Raw genomic sequence first — 20,813 nt, forward strand, 5'->3', positions numbered from 1 at the left:
CAGAGTTGCGGATACTCGCTGCGGGAGACCATTTCGTCGGCACCGGCCTGCTGGCCGACGCCGTCCGTGCCGAGATCGGCGCCGGGCACGAATTCTCGGAACTGACCCTGCCGTGGCCGGTGGAGCCGTTCGGTCCGGTCGCGAACGTGCACGAGGCCAGCGGCACCGAAGAGCAGGTGATCGAGGCCTTGGCGGGAGCCGAGGTGGTGGTGACCCAGATGGCGCCCTTCACCAAACAGGTGTTCGCGGCCGCGCCGGGGCTCAAACTCGTGTCGGTGTGCCGGGGCGGTCCGGTCAACGTCGACCTCGCGGCGGCCACCGAAGCGGGAGTCGCGGTGACGTACGCGCCCGGCCGCAACGCCGGTGCCGCCGCCGAATTCGCGGTGGGGATGATCCTGGCCGCGATGCGCCGGATCTCGACGTCCTCGGCCGAACTGCTGGGCGGCACCTGGCGCGGCGACTACTACGCCTACGACCAGGCCGGTCTCGAACTCGACGGGACCACCGTCGGCCTTGTCGGGTACGGCGCGATCGGTGCCCGGGTGGCCAGGGTGCTCGTCGCGTTCGGCGCGAAGGTGCTGGTCTCGGACCCGTTCGCCGACCCGGCCCGGATCAGCGCCGACGGGGCGGAACTCGTCGAACTGGACGACCTGCTGCGCCGCAGCTTCGTGGTGAGCCTGCACGCCCGGCTCACCGAAGAGACCCGGCACCTGATCGACGCCGCCAAGCTCGCGTTGCTGCCGGAAGGCGCCGTACTGGTCAACACCGCGCGCGGCGGCTTGCTGGACTACTCGCCGCTGCCGGAAGCCCTGCGCTCGGGACGGCTCGGCGCGCTCGCGCTCGACGTGTACGACGTCGAGCCACCGCCCGCGGACTGGGCGCTGCGGGACGCGCCGAACGTGATCGCGACACCGCATCTCGCCGGGGCCAGCAGGCAGACGGCGGAGCGGGCGGCGAGCATCGTCGCCGCCGAAGTCGGCCGGTACGCCCGTGGGGAGGCGCCGGCGAATCTGGCGAACCCCGAGGTCCTGCGGCCATGATCATCGGCGTCGACATCGGCACGTCACTGACCAAGGCGGTCGTCTTCGACAAGGCCGGGATGTCCGTGGCGAGCGCGTGCACCACGTCCGAGGTGCACCATCTGCCGGGCGGGTTGGTCGAACAAGACCTCGACCAGGTCCTGGGCACCGTGGCGACGGTGGTGCGCGAGGTCGCCGCCGGGCTCGACGGTCCGGTCACCGCGCTGGCCCTCACCGGTCAGGGCGACGGGCTGTGGCTGCGCGACGAGTCCGGCGAGGCCGTGCGGCCGGCGATCTCCTGGCTCGACGGACGGGCGAACTCGTTGCTCGCCCGATGGCAGGCCGGCGGAGTGACCAGGGAAGTGTTCCGCCGCACCGCGTCGGGAATGTTCCCCGGCTGCGCCGCGGCCATCATGTCCTTTTTGGACACTCATGAACCGGAGTCGCTCGACCGGGCGGCGGTGGCGGGCTACTGCGTCGACGCGGTACTCCAGCGGCTGACCGGCGAGATCACGGTCGACGCGTCGGATGCTTCGCTACCCTTCCTCGACCCGGCCACCCGGCGATACGACGAAGACGCCATCGCGGCCGTCGGCCTCTCCCACCGCCGGAGCCTGCTCGTGGAGCCGGCGGCGCCGAAGACCGTGTTCCGCTTGGACGAACGCGGAGCCGGGCTGCTCGGTCTCGCGGTCGGGCTGCCCGTCACCGCGGGGCCGTTCGACCTGCCCGCGAGTGCCATCGGCGCCGGTGTACGGCGGCCGGGTGACGGCATCCTCACCGCCGGCACCACCCTCGCCTGCCAGGTCCTGACGGACTCGGCGGAGTTCGATCCGGAAGGCGAACCCGCGGGGATGTTCCTCTGCACGCCGGAAGAAGGTGAGTTCCTGCGGGCGATGCCGGCGATGGTCGGCACGGCGGGGATCGACTGGATGTGCCGCCTGTTCGGAATCGAGGTCGAGGAGATCGGTTCGCTGCTCGACGCGAGCGGGCCCGGCGCGGGTGGTGTCCGCGCGCTGCCGTTCCTCTCCGCGTCCGGTGAGCGGGCGCCGTTCGTCGACGCCTCGGCGAGGGCGCAGTTCTCCGGGCTGAGCCTGGAGAGCGAGCGTGGTGACATCGTCCGGGCCCTGTGCGAGTCGATCGCCTACGCGGCAAGGCATTGCTTCGAGGCGGCCGGGCTCACCGGCACGTTGTACGCCTGCGGCGGCGGGGTCCGCTCGCTCGAGTGGACCCGTATCTTCGCCGACGTTCTCGGACGGCCCATCGTGATCCCCGGTGATCCCGGCGTCGGCGCGCGAGGCGCGGTGATCGTCGCGGCGGACGCCCTCGGCGAACCGGTCGACCGGGAACTCTGGGCGGAGAGCGCACGTGTCGTCGAGGTCCGGCCCGAGAACGTAGGGTTCTATGAGCAGGGCTACGCCGACTATCAGGCCTCACTGGCCGCGGCCCGCGGACTTTGGAGGTTATGACGGTGATCCTGGCCAAAGAACGCTTGGCGGTCTGCGAGTTCGCCCGCCGGATGACCGCCGACGGGCTCGTGGTCGGTACTTCCGGCAATGTCTCCGCGAGGCAGGGCGAACTGGTCGCGGTGACCCCGACCGGGGTCGACTACGCCGGGTTGCGGCCGGAAGACATCCCGGTGGTCGGCCTGGACGGCGAAATCGTCGACGGCGCGCTCAAACCGACCAGCGAACTCCCGATGCACCTCACGGTGTACCGGGAGGCGGCGGATCCGGACGGCAAGCCGGTCTCCGCCGTGGTGCACACGCATTCCGTGCACGCCACGGCGGTCTCCACCCTCGTCACCGAGGTGCCGCCGATCCACTACATGCTCGCCGCGATCGGTCCGACAGCCCGCGTCGCGTCCTACGCGACGTACGGCACCGAGGAGCTCGCCAAAGCCATGCTGGAGGCGCTGGACGGCCGCCGGGGCTGCCTGCTGGCGAACCACGGCACCACCACCTTCGGCGACAGCCTCGGCTCGGCGTACAGCCGGGCACAGCAGCTTGAGTGGGTCTGCCAGGTATGGCTGACGGCGCGGGCGGCCGGAACGCCGAACCTGCTCCCGTCCGACGAGATCGAGCACGTCGTGGAGAAACTTCGCGGCTACGGACAGCGCTAGGCCCCATGGGGGACATGCCTTCCCCCATGAGGCGGGCCGGGCTCAATCCGGCGGGGGACGCGGCGGGCAGCGGCGGCTGTGATCGTGGGAACCGATCAAGTGATCGGCATCCGATGGTCCGAGGAGCACGCATGACTGTCCACCGACCCGCCGCGCCCGGGCGACTGCGCGCCGCCTGGCACAACGCGCACGCCCCGGTGCCGGGAGTCCCCCGGTGGGCCCGGATCGCCGCCTACGCCATCCCCTTCGTCGTGCTTCCCTCCGGTCTGTGGCGGATCATGACCGTCGTCTTCCACATCGGCGACGACGCCACACACGGTGCCGGGCAGCTCCCGTCGTGGTTGCCGGGGCCGGTGTACATCATCGGCTTGTCCGTCGTCTCCGAACTGCTGGCCTTCACCGCCATCGGACTGATCGCCGCCTGGGGAGAGGTCGTCCCGCGCTGGATCCCGCTGCTCGGCGGCCGCCGAGTGCGGCCCCTCGCCGCGATCCTGCCCGCCGCCCTCGGGGCCACGATCCTGACCGTTCTGTGGACCACCGCCTTCGTCACCGGGATGTCCGGGCTCACCATCCAAGGCGATCCGCTCCCGGCCGACTATCCCTCGAATGCCATGCACGGCTGGCAACTCGCCTTCTTCGAACTCACCTACGCGCCGCTCCTGCTGTGGGGGCCGTTGCTGGCAGCAGTCTGCTTCGCGTACTGGCGGCGGCGCAGGCCGGTTCGCCAAGGCGTCTAGGACGCGGCAGGTTCGGCCTCGAAGTCCGTGGCGTCCACGGCGTGCACCGCGTCGAGAAGCTCGACGACCGTCGGATCGTCGACGGCTTCCTTGATGCATTGCCACAACTGGAGATTCGCCAACGCCCAGCGGGAGTAGTTCTCCGCCGCTTTGGGGTTGTAGAAGTAGTAGCCACTGTCGTGGACGTCGCGTTGCTCGCCGACGATCTTGTGTGCCAGTTCGCGGAGGCTCAACCCGTTCTCCCGCAGGTAGCGGTGGGCGAGGACGACGGGCGTCACCGGCAGCGCCTTGAACAGTGTGTCGGCGTCGCTCAACGCTTGAGCTTCGAGCGAGATGTGGCGGCCTCTGGTGGCCATTTCGGCCTCGTCGATGATGTCGTCGACCCAGCGGCCCACGTGCTCCTCGACACCGCATTCCCGCAGGATGTCCATCCGAAGATCTCGTCCGGCGGCCGCGGGGGAGTTCCGGAGCACGATGTAGTTCACATCGTGCACCAGTGCCGCCACCTCGACGACGGTGCGATCCGCGCCGTTGTGGTCGGCGAACCCCGCGGCCTTGGCCCGGACAAAACTCACGTGGTGCCAGCCGTGGAACTGCAGTTTGTCCGCATAACGCCAGCACAGTCGCCGGACGTGCTGCTCGACGGCGTCAATGGTATGGGAAGGAATCGTGCTCTTTCGCGCGCGCATACACCTCTCCGATCCCGTTTAGGAGACGGGTGGAGTAATGGTATGCGCCTTCGACGGCGGTGTGTAGTTAGATGCGGCCGGCGAGGTCCCCCAATCGGACCTCAACCGGAACGTGACGATGCCCTGTCCCGGTCTTCGGGTCGAAGGAAAGACTGAACTCGCTCACTGGGCGTGATTTCACCAAAAACGTCATAGTCCCTTCGGTGGCCTCGGGAATCCGATGGAACTCGTCCGCGTACATGACGCCTACCGACCCGGTCTGACACAGCGTGCTACGTCGTAACCGAACCGATGTGATCAATCCGGAAAGCTGGTCGCGCAGGGTCGAATAACGCTCGTGGACGTAGTTACCACGGAGGATCGTGGTGCAGAAGTGATATCTGTGATTGTGCACGGAATCGGCGTACCCCTCACGCCAGTCCTCCGGCGCCTTGTATTCGTGCAGCCAGACCGAAAAGGGATCTGTCGGGCAATCGAGCAGGCACCAGGCGAAATGGGTGGTGGTCTCCCGGGACCGCTCGAGTACCGCGCTCGCCTCGTCCGGGCTCAGCGAATCCAAATGCCGTCGGAGGTCGTCGCGCAGCTCCGGTCGCGAGGTCCAGTCCCGGAAGATCCCGTCGACGATCTGCCAGTGCTGCGCCAGCGGCAGGTCCGTGGTCCGGAGCAGCGCGGAGAGCTGGGTGAGGGGGGACAAGCGAGTGAGCAACTTCAGCTCCTCAAATCTAGTGCTCTGCGACGCCGAGAGGTCAGGGGTTCAACTCGGCGAGGGTGGTGAACTCCTTCCGGAAGGAATGAAATTTCCCTTCCAGTTCGAGGAAGTTCTCTTCGGACAGGGGAGAGCCGGTGATCTTTTCGTACAGGGCGAGGAAATCCGCCCGCGTCGTCGTGGTGGAGATGCGGAAATGTCGTCCGGACCGGGATTGTGAAACGCGCAGGAACTCCGAACGTTCCTTGTTGTACAGAAAGGAACCTTCGCTGAACCGCAGCGTTCGCGGATACAACGTGGTGGCGCCGCGGATGTCGCTGTACAAGGTCACCCAAACGCTCTCGTCGAACACTTCGAGCCGGTCCAAGGGCGGGTCGGCGACGACGGTGATGTCCACCAGCGAGCACCGGCTGCGCGCCAGGAACAGCCCGACCAGGCCGATGCTGATCTCGTCGTTGAGCCGCGACCGGATCGTCTCGTAGTCCATGCCCGCTTCTTCGCTGCGCAGGAGATAGCGCGCCCTGCCACCGATCGCGCCCTCGTCGCGTGGGTCGGCGATGACCACGCGAAGCTCCCTTTCGGTGCGGGACAACAGCAATCGGGCCGCGGCGTGCCTTCCGGAGAACCCGCGGAAGAAGTAGTGCCTGGTCACGTCGAGGTCTTCGGTCATGATCCGGTTGAACAACGGATCCGGATCGGTGGTCGCCTCGAAGACGTGGGTGGGGAAGAATTCCTTGTTGAGCGAACGGTATTCGGCGCTGAGCGCTTCCAGCGCGCGTCGGCTTTCCTCGATCACCGGGGTCACCATCGCGCGCTGTGACGCGGTGGCGGTGATCAGGGTCTGGCCGAAGCCGACCACCGCGGATATCAGGGTGCCGGTGCCCAATGAAGTGAGCAGTGTCTTGCCGGCGCCGGGATCCATCATGCTGGAGATCCACAGGCTGAGGCCCGCGACGACGACCAGTACCGTGAGCAGAAGACTCGTCCTGGTCCAGAAGATCTCTTGCAACGGGGTACGGCGGAGCCGGTCGGCTTCCGCGGGCACGAGGGATCACCTCCTTGATCAGCACCCGAACGGACGAACGCAGTGCGTATCTGTTCGAGTGCGGGGAGTTACTCTACGCGCATCGTGACAATGTCGAAATAAGAAATTCGGGGGAAAGAGACCAACAACGAATGTGACGCTCGGCGATGCCGGTTTCGCATCGGAGGTTTCGCCGGATCGCGGAAAAACCACTCACGGAGCGTGCGGAAGGATTCCTTCGTACCATGCGGGACCGGGCTTCGCCGACGACAAGGTTTCGACGACGGCCGAAGACGGTGCGGTGTACACCGTGGGGAAGTCGATCTCGCCCTTCGACGGGTCCAGCGTCCAGGCGAGCCGCTCGTCTTCCGGGCGACTCGCTTGTATGAAAGGAAAGTGCGCGTCCGCGCCATTTTTGTTGCCCCTCGGGTCCAGTCGGATCCAGTGGTCCGGACCGGAGAGGTACACGGCGTTGAGCCCGTGCAGGACGCCGATCCGTTGATAACAGAACCCCGCCGGGATGCCTTGGCTGCGAAGCAAAGCGGCCAGCAGGTGGGCCTTCGCGTAGCAGAGTCCGACCCGTTCACGCAGAACCTCGGACGCCATAAGGGTGACGCGGGAATCGGCGGCGTCCACCGTATGGGCGATCTCGTCGCGCACGAAGTGAAACATCGAACGAATCACGTCGATCTCGGTGCCGCCGGTCGGTGACAGGCTGTCAGCCGTTTCGCGGATCAGCGGATGATCGTGATCGACGATCGCGTCGGCGGCGAGATAATCTTCGAGCCGCTCGGATTCGATCTTCAGCGTGATTTTCACGCGGCACCGCCCAGTATCGTGTCGACGACCTCTTCGAGGAATTTCGGATCGGCTTCGCCGCCGCGCAGCAGCAACCGGAACCAGATCGCCCCCGCCAGCAGATCCATCATCAGCACTGGATCGACGCCGGCACGCAGTTCGCCTCTCGCCGTGGCGCGTTCGAAGATCGGTTCCTCGCGTGCCATGCGGTTGGCGAAGAAACTCCGTGCCACGTCGCCGAGTTCCGGACGCCGGGGGCCCGCGGTCAGGGCCGCCGTGACGACCGGCGCGGTGCGCTCCGAGGTCAGCAGCCGGTGGATTTGCGTTGCCACGGCGAGAAGATCGCCGCGCAGGCTGCCGGTGTCCGGGACGTCGACGGCGAACAGGCCCGAATCGCGCAGCGCGGCGGCCAGGAGCGCGTCCTTCGACGGCCACCAGCGGTACAACGTCGTCTTGTTGACGCCGGACCGGGCGGCGACGGCCTCGATGGCGAGTTTGTCGTAGCCGTGCTCCGCCAGGAGTTCGAGGGTCGCGGCGAAGATCGCCTCCGCCTTGCGAGGGCCGTTCCGAGTGGTCACCGGAGAACACTACAACGCACCGTTGCGTTGCGCGACGATCGCGCGTACTTTGCAACGCAACGGTGCGTTGCAAATAGGAGGCAATCCATGGTCCCCGTCGTCTTCGTCCACGGCATCCGGCTCAGCGGCGCCGCCTGGACCGAGCAACTCGAACTGCTCGGACATCCCGCGAAAGCAGTCGATCTACCCGGCCACGGCACCCGGCGAGGCGAGCGGTTCACCCTGGCCGCGGCGGCGGGCGCGGTCGCCGAAGCGATCGACGAACCCGCGCTGGTCGTCGGCCACTCCCTTGGCGGCTATCTCGCCATCGCCGCGGCCGCGCGGTATCCGGAGCGTGTGGCAGGCCTCGTCGTCGCGGGCTCGACCTTCCTGCCCGGCAGAGCGCTGGAGACCCCGTTTCGCGTGGCGCACCGCTTGCTCACGCGGCTGCCGGACCGGGGCGAACGGCTGAGCCGATGGCAGTTCCGCAGCGCCCTTCCACCGAAACTCGCCGACGCGGTGATCGGCGGCGGCATCGCGACCGAGGTCATTCCGGACGTCGCCGAGGCCTTCGCGGACTTCGACGTACTCGCGGAACTGGCGGCCTACCCGGGCCCGGCCTGGCTCGTCAACGGCTCACGCGACCACTTCAGGCGCCATGAGCGCCGCTTTCTCGACGCCTGCGCCGACGGCAGGCTGGTCAACGTCCCGAAGGCGGGGCACTACCTGCCGATGGTGCGAGGCAAGGAGTTCGCTCAGCTGGTGCTCGACGCGGCCCGCAGCCTGTCGATCTCGCCGGTCAGTTCGGAGCGCAGCGAGTCGTGCTCGGAGCCGAGCGAAGCGGCCCAGTTTTCCACCGGATAGAGCCAGACCGGCCGCCCTGCCACGTCGGCCGGTTCCCAGTCGTAACGCGGCCAGACATGCGCGTGCAGGAACGGATCCGTATTGCCGAGGATCTCCAGATTCACCCGGCGGAAGCCCGGATCCCTTCGCGCGCAGACATTTTCGACCGCCTCGCCGAGCGTCTCCATGTCCGCCAGGAACTCCAGCCGTCGCGGCCGCGGTAGATCGCTCAGCCTGCCGACGCCGGGGGAATCGGTCAGCAGGACGCAGTAGCCCGGGAGAAACTGCGTATCGCCGATCACCGCGAAGCCCGCGTCCAGGCGCCGCAGCACGGTCGGGTTCTCCCCGCGCAACGCCGAACCGATGCGATCCCGCTTCCAGCCGTCGGTCATGAGGCCAAGCTAGCCGACCGGGAGGATCGAACCGCCCTGGCTGGTGAGCTGGGTGGCCAGCCGGACCGGCCCGTGATGCGGCGCCAAGACGATCGAGGCGAACGGCGTCGCACTGGACCCGGCCCCGTAGTTGGTCTGCATGTGGACGCTGACGTGCACGTTCCGGTCGGCGGGGATTTCGAACATGACCGACCCCCACGAGACCACGTACTGCCTGCCGTCGATGCTCGCGAACGGCACGTAGGTCAGCCTCATGCTGGGAAAGGGACGCATGTCGATGGTGAGCAGCCGGCGGGGGCCGTCGTGGTTGTCCACGTACGGGATCACTCCGGGCTGGGCGGCCAGGTCGCTCATCTTCGGGCTCCCTCAGAACTGGTAGTAGAGGAACGGGCTGAACGTCCCGGTCGCGATCAGGATGGCCGCGTACACCAGGCCGACGGTCATCACGCCGATCCGCAGCGCCGTGGCCGGGCGGCTCCGCGAGGATTCCAGCAGCGGCCCGGTCACCGGATGCGCGGGCAGGAACACGATCGCCAGCGCGCACAGCAGGATGAGCAGCCGCTGGTTGGTCACCGCGCTCTCGACGACGTCGGTGAGGCCGGTGAAGTCCGGCAGCACCATGTGCCCGATCATGCCGAGCGCGTGCGGCAGGTCCTTGGCGCGGAAGAACACCCAGCCGAAGACGACGAGCACGAGCGTCAGCGCGCGGCGGCCGATACGGGCGGCCTGGCTCTTCGGGGTGACGTCGTAGCCGAAAGCGCGTTCCACGATCAGCAGCGCGCCGTGGTAGATGCCCCAGATCAGGAACGTCCACTGCGCGCCGTGCCAGAACCCGGTCAGCACGAACACGATGCACAGGTTCCGGTACGTGTGCCCGGCGCCGGTGCGGTTACCGCCCAGCGGGATGTAGACGTAGTCGCGGAACCAGCGGGACAGCGACATGTGCCAGCGTCGCCAGAACTCGGTGATGGTCACCGACGAGTACGGTCTCGCGAAGTTCTCCGGGAGCCGGAAACCGAGCATGCGGCCGAGCCCGATCGCCATGTCGGAGTACCCGGAGAAGTCGAAGAACAGCTGCAGCGTGTACCCGATCGCGCCGAGCCAGGCGATCGCGAAGGTCATCTGATCCGGAGGTGTGTTGAAGCAGGCGTCCACCATCGGGCTGAGCGAGTCCGCGATGATCGTCTTCTTGCACAGCCCGAGCGCGAACCGCGGGAAACCGGCGGCGATGTCGTCGAGACGATGCGACCGCTGCTGCGGCAGCTGGTCGGCGATCTCGCGGTACCGCACGATCGGCCCGGCCACCAGCTGCGGGAACATCGCGATGTAGGCGGCGAACGAAACCGGGTCGCGCAGCGCGCGGCGTTCACCGCGGTAGATGTCCACCACGTAGGAGATGTGGTGGAACGTGTAGAACGAGATGCCGATCGGGATGACCAGGTCGGCCACCGGGAAGCCGCCGCCGAACCAATGCGTCACGGCCGCGATCTGCTGGGTGGCGAATCCCGCGTACTTCCAGATCAGCAGCATGCCGACGTTGAGGCCGATGACGCCGAGCAGCAGCCGTTTGCGCCGTTTGTTCTGCAGGTCCCAGGCGTTCGGCTCCAGCGCGGGCCCGGCGAGGAAGTTGACCACCATGCAGCCGAGCAGTACGAGCGTGTACGGCCCGGCGCCGGTGGCGTAGAAGATCAGGCTGCCGACCGCGACGATGCCGTTCCGCCAGCTGCGCGGGCACACCAGCACGGCGAGCAGGACCGCCGGCATGAAGTACCACAGGAACAGCGGTGAAATGAACGACATCGGTGCGGGGTCCCCCAGGGCGGTTACGCGTTATCCGCTGGTGACCTTAGCCTGACCACCCCGCACCGTGTGACGAAGTGCGGGGTCAGACACGTCCCGCGAGCCGTCGGCGGCGCGCCACCTCGGCCAGCAGCACCCCGGCCGCGACCGACGCGTTGAGCGATTCGACGCCGGCCGCCATCGGGATCGAGACGGTCGCGTCGCAGGTCTCGCGCACCAGCCGGGACAGGCCGCGGCCTTCGGAGCCGAGCACGATGACCAGCGGGTCCGCCGCGAGGTCCAGTTCGTCGATGTCGACCGAACCGTCCGCGTCGAGGCCGACGACCATCAGGCCCTCGTCCTTCCACGCCTTCAGCTGACGGGTGAGGTTGGTCGCGACGGCGATCGGCAGCTTGGCCGCGGTGCCGGCGGAGGTCCGCCACGCGACCGCGGTCATCCCCGCGCTGCGCCGCTCCGGCAGGAGGACACCCTGCGCGCCGAACGCGGCGGCCGACCGGATCACCGCGCCGAGGTTGCGCGGGTCGGTGACACCGTCGAGCGCGACGAACAGCGGGGTCTGCCCGGAGTCCTTCGCGACGGCCATCAGGTCGCGCGGGTCGGCGTAGACGAACGGCGGGACCTGGAGGCCGAGGCCCTGGTGCATGGCCCGGTTGGTCTTGCGGTCCAGTTCCTCGCGCGGGATCTCCAGGATCGAGATGCCCTTGTCGCCGGCGAGCCGGACGGCCTCGTTGACGCGGTCGTCGATCTCGATGTTGATCGCCACGTACAGCGCGGTCGCGGGCACGTCGGCGCGCAGCGCCTCGACCACCGGGTTGCGCCCGGCGATCAGCTCCGGCTTGTCGGCCTTCTTCTGCCGCGCCTGGTCCTTGCGGTCACGCGCGTTGGCCATCCGGTACGCCTTGTGGCCGGGCCGGTCCTCGGCCTTGGGCGTCGGGCCCTTGCCTTCGAGGCCCTTCCGGCGCTGGCCGCCGGAGCCGACGACCTGACCCTTCTTCGTGCCGGGCTTGCGAATAGCGCCCTGGCGCCGGGAGTTGCCTGCCATCAGTGAGAATCCTTGAGCTAGAAACCGAGTAAGTGTCAGACGTCCTTGACGGTCCACTGTGGACCGTTCGGCGTGTCCTCCACCACGATGCCCGCCTGCTGGAGGCGGTCACGCGCGGCGTCCGCACGGGCGAAGTCCTTGTCGGCTCGGGCCTGCTGCCGTTCGGTGAGCAGCCCTTCCACGAGATCGGACAGCGCCTGCCGGGTGGGCGTCTCATTGCCGCCCGCCTCGGACCAGCGCGCGGAGAGCGGGTCGAGGCCGAGCACGTCGGTCATCGCGCGCACGGAGGCGGCGATTTCGAGTGCCTTGGAATTGTCGGCCGCGTCGAGGGCCGCGTTACCGTCCCGGACCGTGTTGTGCAGCACGGCGAACGCCTGCGGGGTGGCCAGGTCGTCGTCGAGAGCGGCGGCGAACCCGGGCTGGATCTCGCCGAGGTGCACGGCGCCGGCGCTGCTCGCGGTCCGGCGGAGGAACTGCTCGATCCGCCGGTAGCCCTGCGCGGCCTCCGTGAGCGCTCCGTCGGAGTACTCGATCGTCGACCGGTAGTGGGGCTGGACCAGGTAGTACCGCAGTTCGGGCGCGCGGTAGTTCCGCAGCATCTCCGGGATCGAGACCGTGTTGCCCAGCGACTTCGACATCTTCTCGCCGGACATGGTCACCCAGGCGTTGTGCAGCCAGAACCGCGCGAACGGGTCACCCGCCGCGTTCGACTGGGCGCGCTCGTTCTCGTGGTGCGGGAACACCAGGTCGACGCCGCCGCCGTGGATGTCGAACTCGGCGCCGAGGTACGCGGTCGCCATCGCCGAGCATTCGAGGTGCCAGCCGGGGCGGCCGGAACCCCACGGCGTCGGCCACGACGGCTCGCCGGGCTTCGCGCTCTTCCACAGTGTGAAGTCGCGTGGGTCGCGCTTGCCCTCGCCGAGGCTCTCGCCCTGCTGGACCTCGTCGAGCTTCTGGCCGGAGAGGTCGCCGTAGCCGTCGAACGCCTTGACCGAGAAGTACACGTCGCCGCCCGAGGCGTAGGCGTGCCCGCCGTCGATCAGCCGCTGCATCAGCTCGACCATCTGCGTGACGTGTCCCGTCGCCCGAGGAGCGATCGAGGGCGGCAAGCACCCCAGCGCCTCGTAGGCCGACTCGAAGGCGCGCTCGTGCGTGGCCGCCCACTCCCACCAAGGGCGGTCCGCCGCGGCGGCCTTGGTGAGGATCTTGTCGTCGATGTCGGTGACGTTGCGGACCATCAGCACGTCGAGTCCACTGTGGACGAGCCAGCGACGCAGGACGTCGTAGTTCAGCGCGCCGCGGACGTGGCCGATATGAGGTACGCCCTGCACGGTGGCACCACACACGTACATGGACGCCGTTCCGCTACGGGCGGGATGGAATTCCCGCACGCTCCGGGTCGCCGTGTCATAGAGGTGTAGTGCCACCCTAAAAGGGTACGGGGTCGGCGTGAGCGGTGTCGCAGTGACCGTATTACAGCACGTTATGGGCGCGCAGGGCGCTGAGCAGGGCGTCCGGCCGTTCCGTCGTCGGCAGCGGCTCTACCAGGGCGAACGCGCAGCCGATCTCGCGTGCGGCGCCGTCCGCTTCCTCGCTGTCGCCGACCATGAGCGTTTCCGCCGGGTCGACGCCGAGCCGCTCGACGGCCGCGCGGAAGATCTCCGGCTCCGGCTTCACCGCTCCGACCTCGAACGACAGGATGAACTCGTCGACGTAGGCGTCCCAGCCCCGGCGGCCGAACGCGGGACGGATGTCGAAGGCGATGTTGCTCAGCACCCCGAGCTTCACGCCCTTGCCCGAGACGCCCTTGAGGACGGCTTCGGTGTCCGGGTACGGCGTCCACTGGGTGGGATCGATCAGCCGGGTGTAGAGCGCGACGGCCTGGTCGGCGTGCGGCACCCCGGACTGCTTGAGGACCTCCAGGTACACCTTCCGGTGCAGCACCGGGTCGCGGTCGCGGTGGTTCCAGGCGTACAGGTGCTCCTCGTCGAGATCGACGACCTGGCCGACCGGCGCGGTCATCCGGCGCATCAGTTCGGTCTGGGCTTCGATGTCCAGGCTCTCGCCCTCGTGGTCGGTGAGGTTGGCGAGCCAGGTCTCGTCCTGTTCGAGCCGGAAGACCGTGCCGGAGAAGTCGAACAACACAGCGCGAAAGGTCACGAGGTCCACATTAGCCACGATCGTGGGGTTCCTGCCGCCCTCGCGTGTGAGATGAACGGTCCGTTCCTTGCAAAATTTGCAAGGAACGGACCGTTCATGGCGCGCGTCAGGCGGCGTTGCCGGTGATCTTGGTGGGCGTGATCCGGACCAGTACGCGGACGACCTCCGCCGGCTCCTCCGGGTAGTCCTTGCCGAGGTACTTGTGCGACAGCTCGTTGATCAGCTCGCGCCCGCCCTCGTCGGTCATCTCCACGGTCCCGCGGATCTCGACGTAGTCGTACGGGTTCGCCTGGTCGAAGACCGAGACGGACACCCGCGAGTCCCTGGCCATGTTCCGCTCCTTGAGACGGCCGCGGACGGTCGCGAAGATCACCGTGTCGCCGTCCCGCTTCGCCCACAGCACGGACGTCTGCGCGGAGCCGTCGGCGTTGATGGTCGCGAGGATCGGGAAATTGTTGCCGTCGAGGAGTTTCTTGGTCGCGTCGTTGAAGGTCACACCCATGGGATGAGCCTAGTCAACGAACGTTCCCGGCGATCCGTTCGACCTGGAGGCGGACGATCACCCGTTCGACCTCCGGGCCTTCCGGCGGCGGGTCCTGGCCGAGGTATTTGTGGCTGAGCGTCTTCGGCAACGTCTTCCCGGGGTCCGGGGTGATCGTGACCGTGCCGCGCAGCTGCGTGTGCCGGTACGGGTTCTCCGCGTCGGTGATCGACACGCTCGCGCGAGGGTCGCGACGCAGGTTCCGCACCTTCAGTCGGTCTTCGGTGGCGCTGAAGACCAGATCGCCGTCGTCGATGCCCACCCAGACGATCGAGGTCTGCGGGCCGCCGTCGGCGTCCAGCGTGGCCACGGTCGCGAAGTTCTTGCCGTCCACCAGTTCACGGACCGGTTCGGGAAGTGTGACTGCCATGACAGACCCGAACCGGCTTCCGGCCGCGGCTATTCCTGCGAGGGCAGCAGCAGGGCCGTCGCGAACGCCGCGATGCCCTCGCCGCGTCCGGTCAGGCCGAGTCCGTCGGTCGTCGTCCCGGAGACGCTCACCGGCCCGCCGACGGCCTCGCTCAACACCTTCTGCGCCTCTTCGCGGCGCTTCCCGACACGCGGCGCGTTGCCCACGATCTGGACGGTCGCGTTCCCGACGGTCCAGCCGTCCGCCTCGACCAGACGCCGCGCCTCCGCGAGGAACTCGACGCCGTGCTTGCCGGCCCACCGCGGATCGCCGGTGCCGAACACCGCGCCGAGATCGCCGAGCCCCGCCGCGGACAGCAGCGCGTCGCACAACGCGTGCGCGGCGACGTCGCCGTCGGAATGGCCCGCGCAACCGTCGACGCCGGGCCAGAGGAGCCCGGCGATCCAGCATTCGCGGCCCGCCTCGACGGGGTGGACGTCGACGCCGTTCCCGATCCTCACAGGGTTTCCTCTGCTTCCCCGGCCCGGGCGATCGCCTCGGCCAGCTTCAGTTCGAACGAGTTGGTGACGCGCATCGCATCGGGGTGCCCGGCGACGGTGTGCGCGCCGTCGAGAGACGGCTTGTCGACATACGAGAGAAAAGTCTCACGAGTGAAGCCGAGGGGGGTTTGCGCCGTACGCAGATGTGCGCGGTCTTCGGTCCCTGTAATCACTTTCGCCGCATCAGTCACCTTCACGGTGTCCGCCATCGGCAGTACTGGAACCACGAAGCGGGAGCCCGCACGGACCGCGTCCGCGACGGCACGGACCGTGTCCGGGGGAGTGAAGGCGCGCAAGGCGTCGTGCACGAGGAAGACCGGATTCCCGGTGATCTCTTTTTCGATGATGTCGAAAGCATGCTTGAGCGACGAGCCGGGTACTATCCGGCAACGCTCCTCGAAGCCGCTCAAAGCGGCCGAAAACGAATCAGCACACCGCTCGGGGGCCGCTACGACCACCAGATCGAGATCCGGCAGTGCGAGCAGCCCCCGCACAGTGTGCGTGAGTAGCGCTTCACCATTGACCGGCGCGAGAGCGAGCTCCGCGTCGGAGGCATGGTGTCGAACGACAGTGACGAACACGATTGTGCTCATATGGACGGTGCTCATATGTGCGCGATCGTAGAGGTATCCCCCGCAGCCTCACCTGGCGTGGGACACCCGCCGGTTCAGACTGCCGCGGTTTCCAGAACTTCGTCGAGGAGGACTTCAGCCTTGTCCTCGTCGGTGCCCTCCGCGAGCGCCAGCTCGCTGACCAGAATTTGCCGCGCCTTCGCCAGCATGCGTTTCTCGCCGGCTGAAAGTCCGCGGTCCTTCTCTCGCCGCCAGAGGTCGCGCACCACTTCGGCCACCTTGTTCACATCGCCGGAGGCGAGCTTCTCGAGGTTGGCCTTGTACCGACGAGACCAGTTGGTGGGCTCTTCGGTGTGCGGAGCACGCAGAACGTCGAAAACCTTGTCCAGTCCTTCTTGCCCGACGACATCGCGAACGCCGACGATCTCGGCGTTGTCTGCGGGCACGCGAACCGTAAGATCCCCTTGCGCGACTTTGAGGACGAGGTACTTCTTCTCCTCGCCCTTGATCACGCGGGTCTCGATGGCTTCGATGAGTGCGGCACCGTGGTGCGGGTAGACGACGGTCTCTCCGACCTTGAAAACCATGTGTCCTCTGCCCCTTTCGCTGAATTCATCTTAGCACGTGCCGACGAGGCCCACCTAGTGGCCCGCGATCGTCGTCGCAGGTCAGCGGCCTGACGGTGGTCCGCCCGGGGGTTGACAAACCCAATTCGCCCATGCTCACGCTGGTGAGAAGCGAACGATTTCCAAATCCTTTGTGGACGGTTGATCTTGGGCACGTCACCGCATTGGTGGGGTGCCAACACGCACCGGGTTCTTGGCCCGTGAAGGCGCCCGGCTAGTCTTCGCGGTGAAGAGGCCGTGAGATGGAAGGACTCCGACGTGAGGCTGCAGAATCGTCGCGTGTTCGGCGCAGGTGTGCTGGCGCTCGGCGCCGCGCTCGTGCTCGCCGGCTGCGGTGCTGGTCAGATCACCCAGACCGACTCGCAGCAGCCCGCGGTCAACGGGACGTACGCGCAGGCGAAGGATCTGGTGCTGCGGAACGCCGCGCTCCAGTTCCCGACCGAGGGGCAGGCCTACCCGGCCGGTGCCGCCGCGCCGCTGACGCTGACCATCGTGAACCAGGGCAAGCTGGACGACGAGCTCGTCTCGGTCTCCTCCGAAGCCGCCACCGGTGACGCCAAGATCACCGGCTCCAAGGTCGTCGCCGCGAGCCACGCGCTCGTGATCGGCCCGTCCGACGCGGTCGAGTCGACCAAGGAGGTCGCACCGACGAGCGCCCCGTCCTCCGCGCCGGCGTCGTCCTCGGGCGCGCCGTCCTCGTCGGGGGCGCCCTCGTCTTCCGGTGCCCCGTCGAGCTCCGCCGGGACGGTCACGCCGTCCGCGGGCCCGGAGCAGACCAACGCGCCGGACCAGGTGGGCAAGGCCACCATCGTCCTGCAGGGGCTGAAGCAGCCGGTGTGGGCGGGCCAGACCATCAAGGTCACCTTCGTCTTCAAGAACTCCGGCTCGATCACCGTCGACCTGCCGGTCGCGGCGCCGTCGCACCCGGGCAGCCGGGCACCCGCGCCGGAGAAGCCCAAGGCCGAAGGCGGCGGGCACTAGATCTCTCGTAAGTACATGAAGGCCCCCTTCACTGCGTCTAGCGCAGTGAAGGGGGCCTTCATGTACTTGTCGCTCCCGGGGTTTGTCGGTGGTGGCCGCTAGCCTCGCGGGGTGGCCAAGAAAGGCAGCACCTACCGCTGCGGTGAATGCGGGTACGAGGCGCCGAAGTGGGTCGGGCGCTGCCCCGAATGCCAGGCGTGGGGAACGCTCGAAGAACGCGGCGACGCCCGCCCGGCGATAGCCAGGGTCGCGGCGGGTGCGCCCAGCGCCCCGGCGCGTCCGATCGGCGAGGTCGACGTCGAGACGGCGCGCGCGAAGCTCACCGGCGTCTCCGAGCTGGACCGGGTGCTCGGCGGCGGGTTCGTGCCGGGCGCGGTCATCCTGCTCGCCGGGGAGCCCGGTGTCGGGAAGTCGACACTTCTCCTGGAGGTCGCCTACCAGTGGGCGGCCACCGCGGGCCGCGCGCTGTACGTCACGGGCGAGGAGTCGGCGGGGCAGGTGCGCCTGCGTGCCGAGCGCACCGGCAACGTCCACGACGAGATGTTCCTCGCGGCCGAGAGCGATCTCTCCGCGATCCTCGGCCACGTCGACGCGGTCAAGCCGGGGGTGCTGATCGTCGACTCGGTCCAGACCATGGCCTCTCCGCAGGTGGAGGGCGCGCCGGGCGGGGTCACCCAGGTCCGCGCGGTCACCTCCGGGCTGGTCGCGCTGGCCAAGGAACGCGGGCTGCCGATCGTGCTGGTCGGCCACGTCACGAAGGACGGTTCGGTCGCCGGGCCGCGCGTGCTGGAGCATCTGGTCGACGTCGTCCTGCAGTTCGAGGGCGACAAGCATTCGACGCTGCGGATGCTGCGCGGCATCAAGAACCGCTTCGGCGCCGCCGACGAGATCGGCTGCTTCGAACTGGTCGAGGAGGGCATCGTAGGCGTGCCCGACCCGTCGGGGCTGTTCCTGAGCCACACGGCGGAGCCGGTCGCGGGCACCGCGGTCACGGTGACCATGGAGGGCAAGCGGCCGCTGCTGGGCGAGGTGCAGGCGCTGGTGTCGGCGACCCAGTCACCGCAGCCCCGGCGCGCGGTGAGCGGCCTCGATTCGGCCCGTGTCGCGATGGTGCTGGCCGTGGTGGAGAAGCGGGCGGGCATCAAGGTCGGCGACAAGGACGTCTACGTCGCGACGGTCGGCGGCATGAAGATCACCGAGCCCGGTATCGACCTCGCGGTGGTGCTGGCGCTGATGTCGTCGGCGCGGGACACCCCGCTCTCGCCCAAACTCGTCGCGATGGGCGAGGTCGGGCTCTCGGGCGAGGTCCGGCGGGTGCCGAGCGTCGGGCGGCGGCTCGCGGAGGCCGCCCGGCTCGGCTTCACCTACGCGCTGGTGCCGCCGGATTCCGGCAAGATCCCGCCGGGTATCCGGGTGCTGGAGGTCGCTGACGTCGGAAGCGCGCTCAACGCCGCCAAGCATGCCCGTTAGGGGCCGTCGTCGTCGGTGATCACCACCGAGATCTTCGTGTCGAACAAGGTCAGCCCCGGCCAGCCCTCCTTCTTGTCGTTCGCCCGGACGGCGCGGCTCCCGACGACGGCCGCCGTCGCCTGGTCGACGATGAACGTGCGTGTCCGGTCGGGCAGCGTGACCGAGAACGACAACGCGGGCCGCCCGTCGGGGGTGGCCACGGTCTCCAGGACGATTCCGGGCATCGTCGCGAGCGCTTTGCACAGCGCCACCCGCTGCGCGCCGAAGCCCTGGGACGAGCGGAGCACGTTGAAGGCCATCTCGAACATCTCGGGCGCCGAGTTCGGCTGTCCCGAGGGGCGGCCGTCGGGCCAGATGCCGTCGTGGCGGAGCCGCTCGGCCATCTTCCCGGGGTCGATGGGAAGTTCCTTGAGGAAGTCCGGGGCGGGGTGCGTCCATCCGCTCTCCGACGGCAGGCGGTCCTGCGGTGGGAGGGCCGGAGGTGCCGGCGACGTAGTGGTGGTCGGCGGCGGGATGTCGTTCACCGTGACCGAGGACGACGGGCCCGGCAGCACTTCGCCGTTTCTCATCGCCGTCTGGTAGTCGCCCTTGAGCCAGCGGATCTCGCCGGTCCCGGTGAACCGGGTCTTGACCGGCTGCCAGCCGGGGACCGGCAGCCAGCGTTCGAGGATCTCGTGGGTCTGATAGACCAGCCCGGACTTGGTGACGCGCGTGGTCCAGGTGGATTCCGTGACGAGCCGGTACTGATCGTCGCGAAGCGGGAAGTCGTCGCCGTGGAGGGATTCGAGGGCGTTTTCACCCGAGGCGGTGACCGTGCGGTCCGCGGGGGCCGTGCCGTCGGTGAAGGCGTTCGTCGCCACGATCCCACCGCCGGACACCAGTGCGGCGGCGGCCGCCGCCGCGATCCATCGCCACGCGCCGGGCCGTTTCCTCGCCGGGGGCGCGAGCGTCGGGAGCAGTTCGTCCTCGACCTCGCCGGCGGCGCGCAGGAGCGCCGCCCTGGCACGGGACAGTTCGTCCCGCCGGGTTTCCGGTTCGGCGTGGAGGTCGGCCAGCGCCTCGTCGAGTTCGGCCTCCGACCACACCTTCCTGATGCTATCGCCGTGCACTTTCGCCCTCCTCCTCTCTGTTTCGTCCGTCCTTTGTGGACTCCGGAGCGTTGGCGCGCAGCCATCTCCGGATCCGGTGCAGCCGCGATCTCACCGTCCCGGCGGGAATCCCCAGCGCCTCGGCGACCTCGCCGGGATCCAGGCCCGCCCACGAGACCAGCAGCAGGGTGTCGCGGTCCGCGACGCTCAGTTCGGCCAGCGCGCCCGCCAGCTGGGCCGCGCGGGATTGGGCGTCGACCCGCTCGGCGACGCGGCCGTCGTGTCCGGCCGAGACCGTCTGGTCGGCGGCCGCGAGCCGGGCCGTCGCGTTCAGGGCCCGCATTTCGGTGCGGACATGATGGCGAAGCAGGTTCGTCGCGATGCCGTAGAGCCACGCCCGCGCCGTCCCGGCCTCCGGGCGGTACGTCTCGCGCCGGCGGAGCGCCACGAGGAACGTTTCGGCGACGAGGTCGTGCGCGGTCTCGGTGCCGACGCGGCGCGCGAGATAGCGCTGCAGCGGTGCCGCGTGGGCGTCGAAGAGCATGCCGAAGACGGGTGCGGGATCGGGGCCACCGAGATCCGGCCTGTCCAGTCCACGCGAGCCGGCCTGCTCGTGATCGTCTTTCATCACCTGCACGATCGCTATTGCCCGATACCCCATCCAGCGTTCATCCGATCCTACTTTCGTCGTGGGCCGACCGGGGAAAGCGCAGGTGAAGCCGCAGACAAAAGCCGCGAGA

The 20,813-nt window shown here is 68.4% G+C and carries 25 protein-coding genes; 7 read left to right on the forward strand and 18 right to left on the reverse strand.

Translation table 11 applies throughout. From position 1 onward, the window contains the following. The first annotated feature begins 5 nt into the window (after positions 1–5). The 4 genes from ACIBTM_RS10565 (at position 6) to ACIBTM_RS10580 (ending at position 3,875) form a co-directional block, all read left to right on the forward strand. Positions 6–1,040: a 2-hydroxyacid dehydrogenase gene (locus ACIBTM_RS10565; RefSeq protein WP_395876243.1), complete on the forward strand. Its 1,035-nt coding sequence runs from the start codon at positions 6–8 to the stop codon at positions 1,038–1,040. Beyond that, positions 1,037–2,485: an FGGY family carbohydrate kinase gene (locus ACIBTM_RS10570; protein WP_395876244.1), complete on the forward strand. Its 1,449-nt coding sequence runs from the start codon at positions 1,037–1,039 to the stop codon at positions 2,483–2,485. Before ACIBTM_RS10565 ends, ACIBTM_RS10570 begins: the two co-directional genes overlap by 4 nt. Then, a complete protein-coding gene (locus ACIBTM_RS10575; protein WP_395876245.1) occupies positions 2,482–3,138 on the forward strand; it encodes a class II aldolase/adducin family protein in 657 nt (218 codons plus the stop codon). The genes ACIBTM_RS10570 and ACIBTM_RS10575 overlap by 4 nt, the downstream gene beginning before the upstream one ends. A gap of 131 nt (positions 3,139–3,269) precedes the next feature. After that, the gene (locus ACIBTM_RS10580; protein ID WP_395876246.1) at positions 3,270–3,875 is read left to right on the forward strand and encodes a hypothetical protein; all 606 of its coding nucleotides are present in this window, start codon (positions 3,270–3,272) and stop codon (positions 3,873–3,875) included. Here ACIBTM_RS10580 and ACIBTM_RS10585 read toward each other — a convergent pair. The 5 genes from ACIBTM_RS10585 to ACIBTM_RS10605 form a co-directional block, all read right to left on the reverse strand. Continuing rightward, positions 3,872–4,564: an HD family phosphohydrolase gene (locus ACIBTM_RS10585; protein WP_395876247.1), complete on the reverse strand. Its 693-nt coding sequence runs from the start codon at positions 4,562–4,564 to the stop codon at positions 3,872–3,874. The genes ACIBTM_RS10580 and ACIBTM_RS10585 overlap by 4 nt on opposite strands. 67 nt (positions 4,565–4,631) lie before the next feature. Beyond that, positions 4,632–5,270: a hypothetical protein gene (locus ACIBTM_RS10590; protein ID WP_037335344.1), complete on the reverse strand. Its 639-nt coding sequence runs from the start codon at positions 5,268–5,270 to the stop codon at positions 4,632–4,634. A 40-nt stretch (positions 5,271–5,310) separates the two neighbouring features. Continuing rightward, positions 5,311–6,315 (reverse strand): hypothetical protein, encoded by a 1,005-nt coding sequence (locus ACIBTM_RS10595; protein ID WP_395876248.1) that lies wholly within the window; start codon positions 6,313–6,315, stop codon positions 5,311–5,313. 192 nt (positions 6,316–6,507) lie between these two features. Further along, positions 6,508–7,113 carry a transglutaminase family protein gene (locus ACIBTM_RS10600; RefSeq protein ID WP_395876249.1) on the reverse strand — a complete coding sequence of 202 codons (606 nt, stop codon included), beginning with the start codon at positions 7,111–7,113 and terminating at the stop codon, positions 6,508–6,510. After that, on the reverse strand, positions 7,110–7,670 hold the full coding sequence (locus tag ACIBTM_RS10605) for a TetR/AcrR family transcriptional regulator (RefSeq protein ID WP_395876250.1): 561 nt from the start codon (positions 7,668–7,670) through the stop codon (positions 7,110–7,112). The genes ACIBTM_RS10600 and ACIBTM_RS10605 overlap by 4 nt, the downstream gene beginning before the upstream one ends. A gap of 87 nt (positions 7,671–7,757) precedes the next feature. Here ACIBTM_RS10605 and ACIBTM_RS10610 point away from each other — a divergent pair, with 87 nt between their 5' ends. Then, positions 7,758–8,513 (forward strand): alpha/beta fold hydrolase, encoded by a 756-nt coding sequence (locus ACIBTM_RS10610; RefSeq protein ID WP_395876251.1) that lies wholly within the window; start codon positions 7,758–7,760, stop codon positions 8,511–8,513. On the opposite strand, the gene ACIBTM_RS10615 is transcribed toward ACIBTM_RS10610, so the two are convergent. From ACIBTM_RS10615 to ACIBTM_RS10665, 11 genes are all read right to left on the reverse strand, one after another. Then, positions 8,405–8,884, reverse strand: coding sequence for an HIT family protein (locus ACIBTM_RS10615; protein WP_395876252.1), 480 nt, complete (start codon positions 8,882–8,884; stop codon positions 8,405–8,407). The genes ACIBTM_RS10610 and ACIBTM_RS10615 overlap by 109 nt on opposite strands. A gap of 9 nt (positions 8,885–8,893) precedes the next feature. Beyond that, positions 8,894–9,238, reverse strand: a complete 345-nt coding sequence (locus ACIBTM_RS10620; RefSeq protein WP_395876253.1) for a hypothetical protein — start codon at positions 9,236–9,238, stop codon at positions 8,894–8,896. Positions 9,239–9,250: 12 nt separating this feature from the next. After that, a complete protein-coding gene (locus ACIBTM_RS10625; protein ID WP_395876254.1) occupies positions 9,251–10,684 on the reverse strand; it encodes an MBOAT family O-acyltransferase in 1,434 nt (477 codons plus the stop codon). An 85-nt stretch (positions 10,685–10,769) separates the two neighbouring features. Next, positions 10,770–11,726: a 23S rRNA (guanosine(2251)-2'-O)-methyltransferase RlmB gene (gene rlmB / locus ACIBTM_RS10630; protein ID WP_037335364.1), complete on the reverse strand. Its 957-nt coding sequence runs from the start codon at positions 11,724–11,726 to the stop codon at positions 10,770–10,772. A gap of 35 nt (positions 11,727–11,761) precedes the next feature. Further along, positions 11,762–13,153, reverse strand: a complete 1,392-nt coding sequence (cysS, locus tag ACIBTM_RS10635) for a cysteine--tRNA ligase (protein ID WP_395876255.1) — start codon at positions 13,151–13,153, stop codon at positions 11,762–11,764. A gap of 46 nt (positions 13,154–13,199) precedes the next feature. Further along, positions 13,200–13,886 carry an HAD family hydrolase gene (locus tag ACIBTM_RS10640; protein ID WP_395876256.1) on the reverse strand — a complete coding sequence of 229 codons (687 nt, stop codon included), beginning with the start codon at positions 13,884–13,886 and terminating at the stop codon, positions 13,200–13,202. A gap of 106 nt (positions 13,887–13,992) precedes the next feature. Beyond that, positions 13,993–14,388: a PPOX class F420-dependent oxidoreductase gene (locus ACIBTM_RS10645; RefSeq protein ID WP_395876257.1), complete on the reverse strand. Its 396-nt coding sequence runs from the start codon at positions 14,386–14,388 to the stop codon at positions 13,993–13,995. A 13-nt stretch (positions 14,389–14,401) separates the two neighbouring features. Beyond that, positions 14,402–14,797 (reverse strand): PPOX class F420-dependent oxidoreductase, encoded by a 396-nt coding sequence (locus ACIBTM_RS10650; RefSeq protein ID WP_395876258.1) that lies wholly within the window; start codon positions 14,795–14,797, stop codon positions 14,402–14,404. Positions 14,798–14,826: 29 nt separating this feature from the next. Next, entirely contained in the window at positions 14,827–15,297 is a 471-nt protein-coding gene (gene ispF / locus ACIBTM_RS10655) for a 2-C-methyl-D-erythritol 2,4-cyclodiphosphate synthase (RefSeq protein WP_007028591.1), read from the reverse strand. Then, positions 15,294–15,944 (reverse strand): 2-C-methyl-D-erythritol 4-phosphate cytidylyltransferase, encoded by a 651-nt coding sequence (locus ACIBTM_RS10660; RefSeq protein WP_395876259.1) that lies wholly within the window; start codon positions 15,942–15,944, stop codon positions 15,294–15,296. Before ACIBTM_RS10660 ends, ispF begins: the two co-directional genes overlap by 4 nt. A gap of 59 nt (positions 15,945–16,003) precedes the next feature. Beyond that, a complete protein-coding gene (locus tag ACIBTM_RS10665) occupies positions 16,004–16,495 on the reverse strand; it encodes a CarD family transcriptional regulator (RefSeq protein ID WP_005165253.1) in 492 nt (163 codons plus the stop codon). A 297-nt stretch (positions 16,496–16,792) separates the two neighbouring features. Between ACIBTM_RS10665 and ACIBTM_RS10670 the strand changes: the two genes are divergently transcribed. After that, complete coding sequence (locus ACIBTM_RS10670; protein ID WP_395876260.1) at positions 16,793–17,515, forward strand: hypothetical protein; 723 nt, start codon at positions 16,793–16,795, stop codon at positions 17,513–17,515. Between the two features lie 111 nt (positions 17,516–17,626). Then, positions 17,627–18,985, forward strand: coding sequence for a DNA repair protein RadA (radA, locus tag ACIBTM_RS10675; protein ID WP_395876261.1), 1,359 nt, complete (start codon positions 17,627–17,629; stop codon positions 18,983–18,985). Here the strand turns inward: radA and ACIBTM_RS10680 are convergent. After that, positions 18,982–20,094 (reverse strand): CU044_5270 family protein, encoded by a 1,113-nt coding sequence (locus ACIBTM_RS10680; RefSeq protein ID WP_395876262.1) that lies wholly within the window; start codon positions 20,092–20,094, stop codon positions 18,982–18,984. The two genes, radA and ACIBTM_RS10680, sit on opposite strands and share 4 nt — an antisense overlap. Continuing rightward, positions 20,081–20,710, reverse strand: a complete 630-nt coding sequence (locus ACIBTM_RS10685) for an RNA polymerase sigma factor (RefSeq protein WP_395876782.1) — start codon at positions 20,708–20,710, stop codon at positions 20,081–20,083. Before ACIBTM_RS10685 ends, ACIBTM_RS10680 begins: the two co-directional genes overlap by 14 nt. Between the last annotated feature and the right edge of the window lie 103 nt (positions 20,711–20,813).

Origin of the sequence: Amycolatopsis sp. NPDC049868 (assembly GCF_044461365.1) — a bacterium.
GTDB lineage: Bacteria > Actinomycetota > Actinomycetes > Mycobacteriales > Pseudonocardiaceae > Amycolatopsis.